This window comes from Winogradskyella costae (assembly GCF_013403865.1).
Lineage (GTDB): Bacteria > Bacteroidota > Bacteroidia > Flavobacteriales > Flavobacteriaceae > Winogradskyella > Winogradskyella costae.
The window spans coordinates 76,273-92,308 of the sequence record NZ_JABFDK010000001.1 but is presented as its reverse complement, the minus strand read 5'-3'; the positions used below and the strand labels follow the sequence as shown (position 1 = coordinate 92,308).

Sequence of the window (16,036 nt, the reverse complement as noted above, 5' to 3'; positions counted from 1 at the left end):
TTTAACATTGTATGATTGTAAAGCAATTTTTACAAATCTATTATAAATCTCTCTTTTTTAATAATTGATAAGATAAAAAGACAAATAATGCCGTCCAACCTAAAACGATAGCAATTTCGTACCAATGTACTGCGTAATCGTACATGATATCGGTTTTATCAGGGAATTTAGTCATTATAATCCGTTGCATCGGTTGATTGATAAGGTTGTACATGGATTCTAGAGGTAAAAAACCTTTGACCTTAAATGCTGTTTCTACAGTTCCGGATACATAGACTGTTGCCCAAAATATTAACCACTCCACGATGTAAAGAACCACCAAGAACGCTAAAGCAAATGCAGAACGTTTTACCAACACTCCAAAAAGTAGACATAGACTAAAGAAACCGATAAGTTTTACAAAGTAGGCGAGTAAAAATTCAACTTCTCTGAAAATAATTGTAGTATCAGTATAACTTGAATAGTACATTCCTATTACAAATGTTGCAATTCCAATTAGTAAAGTAGCACATAATGAGAAAAATACAATCGTATAGAATTTAGAAAGCACAAATTCCTTCTTGCTCAAACCATCAATAAGGTTTTGTTTTAGGGTTTTATTGCTGTATTCATTACCGATCATACTAACGACAACAATAGCAAAAAAGAACTTAAAATAGGATGCGAAAAACGTGGTAATATGCCAAATGATTGGGAAGTTAAATATACCTAATTCACTCAATTCGAGTGTAAAAAAGCCGAAGAAATTTATTTTAATGGATGATAAAATAAGTACTGTAAAAGGTAATATAAAGGATATAAATATTAAAACTAAACTTACTTTATTCAGCCACAGTTTTTGAAATTCTATTTTTACAAGACGTAACATATTTGATTGGTTTTGCGCACTCTCAAATGATGAGAATTATGCTGTTTTTTTGATTGATTTATTGGTTGTCTGTTAGTTGCAAGAATTGCTCTTCTAGGCTTTCTTTACGTTTTACCAAGTGTGATAGCAAAATACCTTTTTCAAACATTAATTTATTAAAATCGGAAGCTGACATTGGTTCGTTTAAGAAGGCGGTGATCAATTCTCCTTCAACTTTTATTTTACCAATATTGGAATGTAACTCTAATAGGCCAATAAGTTCTTGATGCTTTTCGGATTTTAATTCGAAAAAACCATAACTATTAATCATCTCATCTACACGACCTGCATATAGTTTTTCTCCTTTACGTAGTACAACCACATGCGAACATACTTTTTCGACTTCATCTAAAAGGTGAGACGCCAAAAGAATAGTGGTACCATTCGCGGCAATATCTTTTATTATTTGTCGTATTTGATGGATGCCTTGTGGATCTAAGCCGTTCGTAGGTTCATCTAGTATTAAAATTTCTGGATCATTAAGTAGGGCAGAAGCGATAGCCAAACGTTGTTTCATCCCTAAAGAATAGGTTCTAAACTTGTGGTCTTTTCTATCGAGCAATCCGACGATAGTAAGCTTTTCGTTAATTTTATTGTGATCCACTCCTTTTATGCGGCAAACTAATTTTAAATTTTGCTCAGCCGTCATATATGGATAAAAGTTTGGGCGCTCAATGATTGCCCCAACTTTTTTTAGGGCATCATGCGTTGTGATGTTACCATCAAACCAATGAAAATCGCCTTGAGTTTTATTCACCACATTTAATACGATACCTAAAGTTGTAGATTTACCACTTCCATTAGGACCTAAAATACCGTAGACATTGCCTTTATTGATTGTAAAGCTTAAGTTTTTAACGGCTGTGAGATAACCGAATTTCTTTGTAAGATTATTGATAGTAAGGATTGGCTCCAAAATGATTGATTTTTGAGATGCTGACACAAGTTCAACAAAAGTTGGTTATATATAAGACGACTGATACGTTTTTTTGTTACACGGATTTTTATTTATAATAAATAAGGAATTAAAATAATTGATTTAATGCGTTTCTAAAACTTTGAAAGATAATTTAATCAAATTTAAAAGTAACTTTTATTTTTCATATTAAAACCCTTAAATTTAGCACATGAGTGAGGATTTAAAAATATCAAAACGAAAACCAACATATCCTATTTCTGAAAAATTAGATACATATTTGTCTAAATATAGAAGAAATATAGACTTACCTATTTTCTATTCTGATTTATTGCGCTTTCAGGGGTCTGTTGTTGTTTATGACAAAGATGATGTGGATACGCTTTGGGTACGTGTATATTATAATGAGTTTGAGCGCGAAGAAATTGATATAAGTTTAAAACAAGTGTACTCAAGTTTAATTTCAGATGGGGGCACAAGCATCTTAAAATACCTAAGTGTAGATGCCATTGATTTCTGTACGTTCGGAAACTCTAAACCTTTCAGAATAAAAGTGAGAAACGTTCTTAATGATAATTTTACGCATTTTTACGTTAAAACAGCTGATGCCTCAAGAGTCTACGGATTAGAATTAGAGCAGATGCTATCCCCATATCAAATAAATTTTTTAATATGTAAAGATACGTTGATTGAAGAGCATATTGCTGGTATTCCTGGCGATGAATTTATAAAGAATATGTTACCAGATTGTAGTTCTTCAGAAAAATCGCAAATAGCTAAAGAGTTTGTGAAATTTAATGAACGCTGTTTAATAAGACTTTTGGGTGATATGCGTTCTTATAATTATGTCATTGTTCCCACGCACGATTTTGATCATGTTGTTTTTAAAATTAGAGCGATTGACTTTGATCAACAATCTTATGAAGGCAATCTAAAGATTTATAGACCGCAGTTTTTTAAAGAAAACTTTAAAATGGTAGAATTGGTACGTGAAAAAATTCAACACGAATCGATAGATCAATATAAAATTGAAGAACGCTCCATTGTTGCTAAACGAATGATTAGTTATCGCTCGCGTTTAAGGGCCTTATTAACTTGTATGGAAGCGGATGAAATATCTACACCTAAACATATTGAAATACTTAAGGAAGATATTTACAACTACACCCATGATATTAACTTTAAGAAAAGTAAAAATATGGGTGAAGTGTTAAAGAATGCGCTCGATTTTGTAAAGCGTAATTACGAGGATGTTAATTTAAAGCGATTTAGTTAATTCCAGTTTTCATCGAAATCTAAATCACTGTAATCATCAATATCTAAGTCGTCTTCAAACTCATTGTAGTCATCATCGTCTTCCTCTGCTTCAAATGTTTTTTCTGGAGCTTCATCAGGAATTTGACCATGGACAAACATTAGGTTTGGATAATCCGTGCCTTCTGCTTCTTCAACGATTTCACCTAGTTCGACATAAAATGTCCACATGTTCATAAAATCATAAAGATAGATGAGACGTGTAGATGCTTCATGAATAATAGAGTTGATAACCGTTTCGTTCATCATCTTTACTTCATTGCCAGCTTCGCTCATGTCCATCATAGCGATTTCTTCACCTTGATTCCACTGTTCATCGCTTATATAAAATGAAGCCATTTCCATACCATCAAACCCAAAAGACTGCGTGATAGTATTGTGTAAATCTTCCATAGTGTCGCTTTCGCGTATTTCTATATCGCGGAACACATCATCTTCGGTGTCGTTATCAAGGATAATTCTAAATCTATAAATCATGCTGCAAAGTTAAATCTTTTTTAATTATTTCGTAAAGCGATGTAAGGTAAATGTCATAGCACTTAACAAAATAAATGCGCCTACCTGATGCAATACACCTAACCATACCGGAACTGCTAATAGCAACGTAAAAACTCCTAATAAAAATTGAACACCGACCATTGCTAATAAGGTGTTAATTCCTTTTTTCTGAAAAATGGTAAGTGTCATTCTGTTAGCCTTATACCAAATGGAGAGTATAAAAATCACCACAATATAAGCTAGAGTTCTGTGCACAAATTGAACTCCACTTTTACCTTCTAAAAAATTTAGGTAGATGGGATTCTTTTCGATATAAACAGTTTCGTGAATCCATTTGCCTTCACTCATTAGTGGCCAATGGTTATGAATCCATCCAGCATCTAAGCCAGCTACAAAAGCTCCATATATAATTTGAAGGATAAGAATGGCTAGTCCAATTCTAATAAAATTTCTGAACTTTTTATCAATGACTTTTTTGTCTGGAAACATTAAATCTAAAGCGACCCAAAAGGTGTAAGCAAAGGTTAGAAAAGCCGTGGTTAAATGTGCTGCTAATCTAAAATGACTCACATTAGGCTCATCCACTAAGCCAGATTTTACCATGTACCAACCTAAAAACCCTTGAAAACCTCCTAAAACAAGTAGCACTACTGATTTTTTTATAATCGATGCAGAAAGGCGTTTTCTGATTAAAAAGTAGATGAAAGGAATTATAAAAACCAAACCAATAAATCGGCCAATAACTCTATGAATCCATTCCCAAAAATAGATGTCTTTAAATTCTTCTAAACCAAAGTGATTATGAAGTTTTTGATACTCAGGATATTGTTTGTAAAGTTCGAACGCTTCAGTCCATTCTACCTCATTCATAGGTGGAATTGTTCCTGAAATTAATTTGTAGTTTGAAATCGATAAGCCAGAATGTGTCAGTCTAGTGATACCACCAACGATGACCATTATAAAAATTAAAGCGCAACCTGTAAGTAGCCAATAGATGACTGCTTTATTTTCTTTTGTTTGATGAGCCATAAATACAAAAATTAAAATTATTTTACTGCTTACTGCTTACTGCTTACTGCTTACTGCTTACTGCTTACTGCTTACTGCTTACTGCTTACTGCTTACTGCTTCAAGTCCTAGTTTTTTGCCTTTCTCCAACATCAACTTAAACGCTGCTTCGTAATCGTTAGGAATTTCACCTTCTAGAATCGCTTCTTTAATTGCTTCCTTTATTATTCCGATTTCTCTTGAAGGTTTTAAGTTGAAAGTTTCCATAATTTCCTCTCCAGAAACTGGCGGTTGAAAATTCCGAACTTGGTCTCGTTCTTCAACTTCAACAATTTTATCTCTTACTTTCTGAAAGTTATTATGATATTTTTTAAACTTTTTTGGATTCTTAGTAGTGATATCGGCTTCACAAAGGGTCATTAAATCTTCAACATAATCGCCAGCATCAAACACCAAACGTCTCACTGCAGCATCTGTAACTTCTGTTGCCAAAACAATTGGTCGTGAACTCATAAAAACCATTTTCTGAACAAATTTCATTTTGTCATTCAATGGCATTTTTAAACGTTTAAAAAGTTTATAAACCATTTTAGAGCCTACAAATTCGTGCGCATGGAAGGTCCACCCAATTTTTTTATGAAATTTTTTAGTGGGTGCTTTACCGATATCATGTAATAATGCGGCCCAACGTAACCAAAGGTTATCAGTAGTTTTGGCAATATTATCAACGACTTCTAAAGTGTGATAAAAATTATCTTTATGGCGTTGACCTTCAATTTCGTCAATACCCTTTAAGGCTGTTAATTCTGGTAAAATATAATCTAACAGTCCTGTTTTTTCTAAATGTATGAACCCGATAGATGGTGTTTTGCTCTCTAAAATTTTGTTGAGTTCAACAACGATGCGCTCTTTAGTAATAATCGTTATACGCTCTTTATTATCTGTAATAGCTTTTAAAGATGCTTCTTCAATGTTAAAATTTAATTGGGTTGCAAAACGAATCGCTCGCATCATGCGCAACGGATCATCACTATACGTAATATTAGGATCTAGAGGAGTACGAATAATCTCTTGGTCTAAATCACTAAGGCCATTAAATGGATCTAAAAGCTCACCGAAATTACTTTTATTCAAGCTTAACGCTAAGGCGTTAATGGTAAAATCGCGACGGTTTTGATCGTCTTCTAATGTACCGTTTTCAACCACCGGATTTCTACTGTCTTCATTGTAGCTTTCTTTTCGAGCACCAACAAATTCAATTTCAATATCATTATATTGCAGCATGGCAGTTCCGTAAGTTTTGAAAACTTGAACTTTAGGCTGGTTTGGTAAGTTTTTTGCCACTTGTTTTGCTAATTCAATACCACTTCCAACAGCAACTACATCAATATCTTTTGCATTTCCGCGTTCTAAAAAATAGTCACGTACAAAGCCGCCAATAACGTAACTTTCTACTTGCAGTTCTTCAGCAGATTGAGTGATATATTTAAAAATAGAGTGTTTTAATCCTTGTTTGTGATTCATAAGATAATTGAAACTACAGATGCTCTATAAATGAATTAAAAAGTAACTGTATTTTTAGCTGTGCAAAGATACGACACGCGACTAATCTTTTAAAATGAATATTGCCCTTTTTAGGGTATAGAAATTAATTTAAGTTTTAGAGACGAAATAGGGTTTCAGAAAAAAGTAATGAACTAAAACTTTAAATGTTTAATGTCTTGTTGTGCTTTTTCAAAATCTTCAGGTTTTCCAATGTCTAACCAATAATTTAAAATAGGGTAATTGACAATTTTTTTCCGCTTAGCCAATAAGATTTCAATTAAATCTGTGGCATCAAAAAAGTTGTTTTCGGGAATAAACTCGAAACATTCCTTTTTAAAGATATAAATACCAGCATTAGAATAATAAGTGTAAGACGGTTTTTCTTTTAAATCGGTAACAAAACCGGCTTTCGTTTCAACAACTCCATGTGGAATATTGACTTTAGAAGGTATTGTTGCAATTAAAGCATCACCTTTTTTTGAAATAAAATCATTAAAAATGGATTCGAAATTTACATTAGTGAGTAAATCTGCATTCATCACTAATATATAATCATTGTTAAAGTGCTCTATAAGTTTTAAAGCACCAATAGTCCCTAAAGACTTTGATTCTTTAATGAAATTAAAATCAATTTGATGCTCGTTGTTTTCTTCAAAATAGGAGACAATTTGATGACTTAAATAATTGGTAGAAATGTTTATATGTTTTATTCCGTAAGATGCTAAACGATCTGTGCTGTATTCAATTATTGGTTTGTTACCTATTTTTAAAAGGGGTTTTGGAGTGTTTTTGGTTAATGGCATTAAGCGTTCACCTTTCCCACCAGCCATGATTACAACATCTATTTTGTTATGCATCAATTACATTTTATGATCTAAATATTTACCAGTCTCTTTGTGGTTAAAGTTCGGTAATATTTTATGAAATAATTGGGTTATATCTGCCTTTGTCCAAGATTTATTTGCTTTAAGTTTATTTAGAGACTCAGAAAAAAGTTTGAGTTTATAGCCACTATCAATGTTTAATTCATTTTTAATTATACCAAGCGTCTTAAAACGATTAAGGTCTAAAGTTTCATGTGCTGTATAGAATTCTTCAGATTCTTTTTCTCCTGTCGTATCACTTTTAGTCAATAAATACGGCCATTTTCCAGATTGAGGAAGGGTTTTTGCTAATTGCCTTGCTTCATTTTCGTTGTCACACAAATAAGGTTCGTAACCAAGTGCTGTAATGTATTTTATAGCAACTTCAGCGAAACTGGTTGAATGTAACTGTTCATTCAGTTGTGGGAAAAATATATCATTATTCTCGCCAAAAACACAGGACATTAAACAGAGTTCTCCAGATTCTTTTGGTGTTATAAAATATCTTTTAATATCGTTTGGAGCCGCAATAGGTTGTTGTTTTTTCATTCGTTGCTCAAAACCATATAATAAAGACCCATCGGAAAATGCTACGTTAGCAAAGCGCGCTGTAGAAATAGTGATGTCTTTACTTTTTTGCATTAAAAAAAGTTCCATAATGCGCTTAGAAGCTCCCATCATATTCACAGGGTCTGCAGCCTTATCTGTAGACACGCAAAAATATTTTTTGACACCATTATCTATAGATTGTTGAATGGTTTTGTTAGTATTAAAAATATTGACATCAATCATTCGCATTAATGTAAAAGCGTCTTCTTCACTTCGTACGTGTTTTAATGCTGAAAGATTTAGTACATAATCATAATTACCGTCTGAAGCAATAAACGCATCATATGCCATAGAGCCAATATCTAAAGCAAACGTTTTAAAATCACCAGCGATATATCCAAAAGAGCTTCTGATATCTCTCACTAATTCGACTAAGTTATTTTCACTTATATCAACGACATGCAGTTTTTTAGGATGACGTTTAAAAATTTCTTTAGTTACGGCTTGGCCAATTGTGCCTGCTCCACCTAAAATTAGAAATCTTGAAGACGCCACGATAGTGTTAAGTTCACCATGATGTGTCTTTAAATCGCGTTCAAACAATTCGTTTTCTCTACCAATGAGATTTAATATATTTTGTTTGTCCATTTTTTTGTGGTTCATAGTGTAATTAGTGCTACTAATGTTCTATCATTCTAAATAAAAAACACGATTCTTAGCTCTGTAAATATAGGGTTTAGCAATTATGTTTTAAAATTGTTGCATTTATTTCTTTACTTTTATTATGATAAAAATATTCACACCAAAGATTATTAAAAATTGTAATTTTGCTAAATGAAAACGTTTAGAATTAGAACTGAATACAAGGATTCGCAAGAGAAATTGGATTATTTTATTCAAAATTTTGAAACTGAAGGCACACCTTTTGGTAATCAAAAGCGGAATTCTCTGAGACTCTTTAAGTTGAAGGATTTTCAGGTGAATATAAAATCGTTCAAGGTTCCTAACGTTGTTAATCAAATAGCATATTCGTTTTTTAGAAAAAGTAAGGCGCAGCGTTCCTATGAATACGGGTTAGAGCTTATTAAACGAGGGATTGGTACACCACAACCGATTGCTTATTACGAGTTTAAATCATTTTTTTTATTTAAAAAAAGCTACTATTTATCAGAACAGGTCGATTGCGATTTGACTTATAGAGAACTTACTCACGATTTTAATTACCCAGATTATGAGGCTATTTTAAGAGCCTTTACACGATTTACATTTCAATTGCATGAGAAAGGAATTAAATTCTTAGATCACTCTCCAGGAAACACTTTAATAAAAAAGGTAGATGATGGTTATGAGTTCTTTTTAGTGGATTTGAATCGTATGGAATTTAAACACATGAACTTTGAAGATCGTATAAAAAACTTCGACAGATTAACCATTCATAAATCTATGGTAGATGTTATGAGTGATGAGTATGCGAAAGTTTCGGGAGAAGATTATGATAAAATTGTAAATTTAATGTGGGAGGCAACAGAAGCTTTTCAGGCTAAGCATCATAAAAAACAACGTTTAAAAAAGAAATTGAGATTTTGGAGAACGTAATTAAGGTCTATTGATTTTTTCTAGTTCTCTTAATTTCGAATATTTTAAAAACGTAATATTTGCCGTTTGTACACAAATTACAAAGCCATTAAGCCCATCTAAAAATCCAAATCTTAAAAAATAGGATTTAAAAAAGGCCCATGTAGGGTTCCAAATAATTTTCAATAGAGAACTTTTTTTTCCCGAATCGAAATACGCTTTTGCCGCAATAGTTGAAAAATATTCTGTCTTTTGATTAAACTCAGAATAGGTTTGGTAGGTTTTATGTAAGATATCACCTTTTAAATGTCCAAACTTTGCTTTAGCATCGTGTAATTGCACATTATCGTGTGGATTAATACCTTTCCATTCTGCACATCGTCTATCAAAAATGCGTAATTTCTTATTTGGATACCAATCGGAATGTTTAATCCATTGCCCACAAAAGTTATTGAAACGATTGGCATAATACCCATCAAATTTCCAATTCGATTTTAGATTGATTATGGATTGCTGCAGGGTTTCAGATAAAGCCTCATCGCCATCTAATGAAACAATATGGTTAAAGCTTGCTTGTGATAATGCAAAATTCTTTTGTTCTATATAACCTAAGAATTCTTGCTCAATAAATGTGACGTTAAATGCTTTACAGATGGCTTTTGTGTTGTCTGTAGAAAAGGAATCTACAACAATAATTTCGTCTACCACATCAACTAAAGATTTCAAACATTGTTCAATGTTGCGTTCTTCATTAAAAGTGATAATGACTCCAGACAGTTTTATCATGTTGTTGATTTCAATGCTGTAAAAATAGTATTTTTGCTAAATGCAATCTAATCTACAAGCAACAATAATTGTAAGCACCTATAATAAATCCGAATGGCTTAAACTGGTGTTGCTCAGTTTTGATATCCAAACCACCAGAGATTTTGAAATTATTATTGCAGATGATGGTTCTGACGAAAAAACCAAAGCTGTTATAGATCAATTTTCTGAGCATTCAGATTTGAAAGTGATACACGTTTGGCAAGAAGATGATGGTTTTCAGAAAACAAAAATTTTAAACAAAGCCATTTTGGCTTCAAACGCTGACTATTTAATATTTACAGATGGAGATTGTATTGCGCGTAATGATTTTGTTGAAACGCATTTAAAATTAAGACGATTACAACATGCGCTTTCTGGAGGATACTTTAAACTAACAGACGAAGTTTCAAATAAAATGAATGCTCAAGTTATCAGTGCACAAAAATGCTTTGAAAAGGATTGGCTTATTGCTGAAGGTCAGCCAAAAACTTTTAAAATGAATAAGCTGACAAAATCAGATGCAAAAGCTAAGTTTTTGAATTTTGTAACACCAACAAAAGCCACTTTTGACGGCATGAATGTATCGTGTTGGAAAAGTGATATTCTAGCCGTTAATGGTTTTGATCAGCGTATGAAATATGGAGGAGAGGATAGGGAAGTAGGTGAGCGAATGATGTATAACGGTGTTGCGTTTTTACAGATTCGTTATAGTGCCATTTGTGTTCATTTGCATCATGAACGACCGTATAAAAACGAGGATATCTTGAAACAAAATAAACAGATTAGACAACATACGAAGCAACAGAAATCCACTTATACCCAGTTCGGTATTAAAAAGGATGAAACTATTTCTTAATAGTAAAAGGCTTAGAGTAACTCTTCAATGTAAAATAGCCCAAACGTTTTCTGATTTTATATTTGCGAATTAAATTGAGAGGTTTATTTTTTAAATGACTTTTGTCTTCGTGTAAATAAGATATAGCTAAATCTACAATACGCTTACTTGATTGACCATCATCATATGGGTGTAACTCATTAATGAAAGGTCCTATTTTTTTAATTAACTCTTCTGGATAAGTTAGAGCATAATCAAAACGTTCTTCAATGTTAGCAGCTTCGTTTACATGAATTAAATAATCATGATTAAATGTATGCTTAAAACTAACTACAGGTTTCTTTTGTAATAAAAACTCTTGAATAGCAGAAGTGGTGTCTGCGAATAAAATATCAGAATGTTGGAATATAGGAATTAGGTTGGTTGTATCATGATACGTGAAATTCTCATTCTCCAGTGATTTCCAATTGTTTATAATGCTATCAGGTATTTTAGGGTGTAATACCAGATCGAATTCGTATTTACCTGTTTGAGATAATTTTTTAATTTCATTAAACACGGTATCATCAAAAGCGAGGCTCAGCCTTTCTGTAAACGTAGAAGCTATTAATATTTTTGGTTTGTTATTTGATTGGTGATTTTTTATTGGGAAAAGAGGATCAACCTTACTCCAGCCTGTTTCAACAACTTTAAAGTGTTTATGCTTTTTCTCTAATTGCTTGAAAATAGATGTGGTACTTGGGCCTTGAGTACAATATAAATCAAAGAAACCGCGAATTCTGAATTCGCTAAAAATATGTTTTTTTGATGGTCTTTTTTGAGCTAAAAAACCATGAAATATTTGGACTTTTAGTCCCGTAATAAAGTCTGGAACATCATTGGTTGCTGTTAAAACAATATCTGGTTTAAAGTCTACAACATCTTGTATAGTGTCTAAAACATTAGTTTTATCTTCTAGCGCTACTTTACCATCGTTAAGATCACTAAACCACATCACAATATCTCCTCTACTTGAGATTTCTTTTTCCAAAGGATTGCCTATAGGTAAAGCATAGCTGTAAGAAATGTATATTAAGAATTTATATGGCATGCTTGAGACTAATTAAATATTTAATTTTATGAGGTTCGTTTTTCTAACCAACCTAAAATATAATCTAAAATGTGTGGCGGACTACGATCTAAACTTTGAAGTCCTAAGAATAATTTTCCTTTTGACTTTATGTTTAATTTGAATCGATACCAATATAACGGTTTTTTATAGGATCTAAAATACATCAGCTGAAGATCATCTTTAAAATGGCACGTTTTATTCTTTATTTCTAGATGATTTGCTAAACCTTGAGGTGTAAACTGACTCGTTTTTCTAAAGCGATGTCTAATGTTTTCTATAAGGACATCTTCGTTGCCATTAAAATAGTTTTCAAATGTCGATTTTCTAAGGGGATGAGGAGTATGCTTAAAGTTATAATATTTATTGAAACCTGCTAACCTAGCCGCGTTTTGCTGAATAGATTTATGTCCAACTCTTGGTTTTTTAAATTTTTTGTAGAAAATATCTTTATCGAATTTTAACCATTTTCCTCTCAAAATAGGAAGGCCATCTTTAAAGAAATCACCCGGTTTTGTGTCGTTTATTAAAAAGAAATCATCATTAAAATAAATGAAATGTTCAGCTAAATCTGGAATTCTATACAAACAGGTTTCAATTGGTCTACAGTTAAACGTAGGTAGAAAGTCTTCATAACCTTTAAAAACAACTTTGTGATCTACAATAGCAACTTTTTTATAAGTCTCATCTTTACTATTCTTTAAGAAATCGGGTGTTTGGTTATCGGTAATAATGTGAATATTTCTAACGTAGGGAGCATATTTTAAAATGGAATTAATAGTAAACTTAATTTCATTGACCTGATCAAAACGCGTTCTAAATTTTTCAGTATTAATTTTAGTTTTATCTTCTAAATACGGTAACATTTTGGCTTTATGCTGTTGGTCATTGCCATCTACCCAAAGAATTACAGCATCAATTTTATGTTGATGAGCAGTGTTATTCGTCATAATTTAAGTTCGAATATGGTAAAAGTTATCTATTAATATTTAACCGAAGTTAATCTATTTTAGTAATAGCTTGTTGTCCGCTTTCTAATTTAGGCAGGATAATGTAATCTCCGATAATTTTATTGTATTCCTCAGGAATAAAATCTTTTCTTCCATCAGATGGATAAAATGTCATTTCTCCAAAAATAGTTTTACCTTCTATAGAATAAAAATCAACACGAACAAACGGGAAATTGGCAGATAAAATTTCAGCAAATTTGATCATTTCTTCTAAGTTGATAGGTCTTTTTATATCTGAAGAAATACTCTTTTCAAGAGAAACATACCTATATGGTAAGGGTTTAAAATCGAAATCATAAAAGCCCCTTTTATGATTATCAGCTCTATCTAAGTGTACTTCTAAAAACTTAGCCGTTCCACTAAAACAATAAAATTTATAATCGATAAGCGAATTCTCTTCATCGTTTTTTAAATATTTCTCAGCGATTAATCTTGGTGGTACATCTTTATAAGCCCATTCCTGTCCAATACGGTAATACTGATTTTTGCTCAACCAATTATGAAATGATTTCACAGCTTTCTTCTTGTTGAGATTTGATTTGTCTGTAACGATTAAATTATGACTACTTGTATGTGTCGCTTTTACTACAAATTTATCCGGAAACGCATCAAAAGGGACATCTTCTGGCTTATCGTAAACACCATAAATTTCATTAAGATATTGTGCTCCAATTTTTTCTTCAACATAACTTCTAACAGCATATTTGTCCACCAGTTGATTTAGGATTTTTGGATGATAAAAAACTTTCATCCATTGCAATTTTGCGTTAAACTCAATTGGATTTTCTAAATCTAATTTTTTGCCAGTGTAATATTCATAAGATATAGGTGTATAAATTTTAGGCGGTAAAGAACGCATTTTCCGCAAGTGCCTTAAAAAAAATCGACGTATTTTACTTGGCATTATTGTGCTATTTTAAGTGTTAAAATTAAGATCCTTGCTTTTGTTTCCAAAGATTTTCCCAATTTAAATCTTTAAAGCAAGGTCCAGTAGTGGCTTCACTAAATTTTATACCATTATTGATTCCATTCACTTCAATGAGTTGTGTTTTATCTAAATTATCAACTGTTAAATCCCAACCTAAACAACCCATAAAAGGAATTACACTATGCAATTCTATGGCTTTATCCACACATTTACTGAAATAAGGAATTGTTTTATCTTGAAATAAAACATTGCTATCGGGATGTTTGTCAATTTCTAACCAATTCATATAACCTTTTGGCTGAAGTTCTCCTGTGTTAATATCTATAGAAACACTTATTGCAGAATTAGACTTAATGTGCGTGTCTTTATTACGACCAAATCTAATATATGCAGCTTTAGCAGATATGTTTCCTAATTGGTCTGATGCGGTTGTAACACGAATTGTAGCAACAGATTTATCAGCGAATTCAGAAAAAAATGGATGTTGTTGAATAAACTTTTGAAAAACACCATTGCCATATCCGTTTGAAAAATAGACGGACGGATCAAAATTGTCTCTATCTAATATAAATACTCCTTTTCCTCGCTTAGAGTTTTCTAGTTTAAAAACTATTTTATCATGCTTTTTAAAAAGATAGTCTTTAATAGTTTTAGCGTCGATAGTTTTGCTGTCTGGACTACAAAATTTACCATTAAGGAAATAGGCGATGTCTAATGTTTCAACGTTAGAAAGTAAAAATGGGATAATAAAGTTTCGGTCAGCCACCTTTCCGTAATCACCATTTAATTTTGGGATAACTTCTTTCGCATAATAGTTATCTGGAATCCAGCCATCCTCAAAACCATCCTGGAATGAAGAATAGACGTAAAGCCAAGGAGCATAAGCCTTATTTCCTAAAATTTCTGTGGCATAATTATCGGATAGTTTACGGAGTTTAGGGTTAAGTTTACCTCTGTAGCGTTCAATAATTTTGAGCGCTTTAAATGCACGACCGTTAGATCGTTTAAGTTTAAAGTGCCAGTATATATCATGCTTAAGTTGCTCCATATTTAATTCGAATTATTTTGCTTTCAGATTTAAGAATCTCATTCTTATTTTAAACTGCAACATCATACTCACGCAAAGCATCATTTAAAGATGTTTTTTTATTTGTACTTTCTTTACGCTTACCAATAATTAATGCACAAGGTACTTGAAATTCACCAGCAGCAAACTTTTTAGTATAGCTACCAGGGATAACAACAGAACGCGCAGGTACAACACCTTTGGTTTCTACAGGTGTGTCTCCTGTAACATCAATAATTTTTGTACTCATGGTTAAAACGACATTAGCACCTAAAACAGCTTCTTTTTCTACGCGTACACCTTCAACAACAATACAACGAGAACCTATAAACGCACCGTCTTCAATAATTACAGGTGCAGCTTGTAATGGTTCTAAAACTCCACCGATACCAACACCTCCAGAAAGATGTACATTTTTACCAATTTGAGCACAACTACCAACAGTAGCCCATGTATCGACCATAGTTCCTTCGTCTACGTATGCACCAATGTTTACATAACTAGGCATTAAAATAGTGCCAGAAGAAATATAAGCTCCATGTCTTGCTACTGCATTTGGTACCACTCTAATCCCTTTAGAAGCATAACCACGCTTTAGTGGAATTTTATCGTGGTATTCGAAAATACCAACTTCAAAAGTTTCCATTTTCTGAATTGGGAAATATAAAACAACTGCTTTCTTTACCCATTCATTTACTTGCCATCCATCAGTTGTTGGTTCCGCGACACGTAATGTTCCAGCGTCAATAAGATCTATAACGCTTCTAATAGCGTCAATAGTGACTTGGTTAGTTAATAAGGAACGGTCGTCCCACGCATTTTCTATTACAGATTGTAGTTGTTTCATGTGTTTTTTATTTTATAATACGAGAGCTATTATCTGCTATTAGTTATTTTTTTAAATACTAATCTGTGATTTCTGCATGCTCATCTTATATATTCGATAGTGTTTAAGCTTCAAAGATACTTTTATAATAACTGAAGCTAAAATACTTTTTAAAAAAAATGTACCTTTTAGTTAATTTGTGTCTTTATAATAATTAGATACTCATGTATTCTTCATAAATATCATAAGAATTTAATTAATAGCTAATTTTGAAAACTCCT

Annotated in this window: 16 protein-coding genes; 3 read left to right on the top strand and 13 right to left on the bottom strand. The window is 32.2% G+C overall.

Annotated features, from left to right (window positions below; all coding sequences use genetic code 11):
* Window positions 1–40: 40 nt before the first annotated feature.
* Both HM986_RS00435 and HM986_RS00430 read right to left on the bottom strand, forming a co-directional pair.
* A complete protein-coding gene (locus HM986_RS00435; RefSeq protein ID WP_179333117.1) occupies window positions 41–868 on the bottom strand; it encodes an ABC transporter permease in 828 nt (275 codons plus the stop codon).
* A gap of 58 nt (window positions 869–926) precedes the next feature.
* Entirely contained in the window at window positions 927–1,823 is an 897-nt protein-coding gene (locus tag HM986_RS00430) for an ABC transporter ATP-binding protein (protein WP_179333116.1), read from the bottom strand.
* 211 nt (window positions 1,824–2,034) lie between these two features.
* Here HM986_RS00430 and HM986_RS00425 point away from each other — a divergent pair, with 211 nt between their 5' ends.
* The gene (locus HM986_RS00425) at window positions 2,035–3,099 is read left to right on the top strand and encodes a hypothetical protein (RefSeq protein WP_179333115.1); all 1,065 of its coding nucleotides are present in this window, start codon (window positions 2,035–2,037) and stop codon (window positions 3,097–3,099) included.
* Here the strand turns inward: HM986_RS00425 and HM986_RS00420 are convergent.
* The 5 genes from HM986_RS00420 to HM986_RS00400 form a co-directional block, all read right to left on the bottom strand.
* Window positions 3,096–3,614 carry an IS1096 element passenger TnpR family protein gene (locus HM986_RS00420; RefSeq protein WP_179333114.1) on the bottom strand — a complete coding sequence of 173 codons (519 nt, stop codon included), beginning with the start codon at window positions 3,612–3,614 and terminating at the stop codon, window positions 3,096–3,098. The two genes, HM986_RS00425 and HM986_RS00420, sit on opposite strands and share 4 nt — an antisense overlap.
* Window positions 3,615–3,638: 24 nt before the next feature.
* Window positions 3,639–4,664, bottom strand: a complete 1,026-nt coding sequence (locus HM986_RS00415) for a COX15/CtaA family protein (protein ID WP_179333113.1) — start codon at window positions 4,662–4,664, stop codon at window positions 3,639–3,641.
* Between the two features lie 78 nt (window positions 4,665–4,742).
* Complete coding sequence (locus tag HM986_RS00410) at window positions 4,743–6,167, bottom strand: CCA tRNA nucleotidyltransferase (RefSeq protein WP_179333112.1); 1,425 nt, start codon at window positions 6,165–6,167, stop codon at window positions 4,743–4,745.
* A 173-nt stretch (window positions 6,168–6,340) separates the two neighbouring features.
* Complete coding sequence (locus tag HM986_RS00405; RefSeq protein ID WP_179333111.1) at window positions 6,341–7,045, bottom strand: nucleotidyltransferase family protein; 705 nt, start codon at window positions 7,043–7,045, stop codon at window positions 6,341–6,343.
* Window positions 7,046–7,048: 3 nt separating this feature from the next.
* The gene (locus HM986_RS00400; RefSeq protein ID WP_179333110.1) at window positions 7,049–8,248 is read right to left on the bottom strand and encodes a UDP-N-acetylglucosamine 4,6-dehydratase; all 1,200 of its coding nucleotides are present in this window, start codon (window positions 8,246–8,248) and stop codon (window positions 7,049–7,051) included.
* A 186-nt stretch (window positions 8,249–8,434) separates the two neighbouring features.
* Between HM986_RS00400 and HM986_RS00395 the strand changes: the two genes are divergently transcribed.
* Window positions 8,435–9,196: a lipopolysaccharide kinase InaA family protein gene (locus HM986_RS00395; protein ID WP_179333109.1), complete on the top strand. Its 762-nt coding sequence runs from the start codon at window positions 8,435–8,437 to the stop codon at window positions 9,194–9,196.
* Here the strand turns inward: HM986_RS00395 and HM986_RS00390 are convergent, their stop codons facing one another.
* Complete coding sequence (locus HM986_RS00390; protein ID WP_179333108.1) at window positions 9,197–9,961, bottom strand: glycosyltransferase family 2 protein; 765 nt, start codon at window positions 9,959–9,961, stop codon at window positions 9,197–9,199. It abuts the gene before it with no gap.
* A gap of 40 nt (window positions 9,962–10,001) precedes the next feature.
* Here HM986_RS00390 and HM986_RS00385 point away from each other — a divergent pair, with 40 nt between their 5' ends.
* A complete protein-coding gene (locus HM986_RS00385) occupies window positions 10,002–10,838 on the top strand; it encodes a glycosyltransferase family 2 protein (RefSeq protein ID WP_179333107.1) in 837 nt (278 codons plus the stop codon).
* Here the strand turns inward: HM986_RS00385 and HM986_RS00380 are convergent.
* The 5 genes from HM986_RS00380 to HM986_RS00360 all read right to left on the bottom strand — a co-directional run bounded on the left by HM986_RS00380 (window position 10,828) and on the right by HM986_RS00360 (window position 15,776).
* Window positions 10,828–11,907, bottom strand: coding sequence for a CDP-glycerol glycerophosphotransferase family protein (locus HM986_RS00380; RefSeq protein ID WP_179333106.1), 1,080 nt, complete (start codon window positions 11,905–11,907; stop codon window positions 10,828–10,830). The two genes, HM986_RS00385 and HM986_RS00380, sit on opposite strands and share 11 nt — an antisense overlap.
* Before the next feature lie 26 nt (window positions 11,908–11,933).
* Window positions 11,934–12,875, bottom strand: a complete 942-nt coding sequence (locus HM986_RS00375) for a Stealth CR1 domain-containing protein (RefSeq protein ID WP_179333105.1) — start codon at window positions 12,873–12,875, stop codon at window positions 11,934–11,936.
* 49 nt (window positions 12,876–12,924) lie between these two features.
* Entirely contained in the window at window positions 12,925–13,794 is an 870-nt protein-coding gene (locus HM986_RS00370) for an ATP-grasp fold amidoligase family protein (protein ID WP_179333104.1), read from the bottom strand.
* A gap of 70 nt (window positions 13,795–13,864) precedes the next feature.
* Entirely contained in the window at window positions 13,865–14,911 is a 1,047-nt protein-coding gene (locus HM986_RS00365; protein WP_179333103.1) for a sugar-transfer associated ATP-grasp domain-containing protein, read from the bottom strand.
* Window positions 14,912–14,960: 49 nt separating this feature from the next.
* Window positions 14,961–15,776 (bottom strand): 2,3,4,5-tetrahydropyridine-2,6-dicarboxylate N-succinyltransferase, encoded by an 816-nt coding sequence (locus tag HM986_RS00360; protein ID WP_179333102.1) that lies wholly within the window; start codon window positions 15,774–15,776, stop codon window positions 14,961–14,963.
* Window positions 15,777–16,036: the final 260 nt, after the last annotated feature.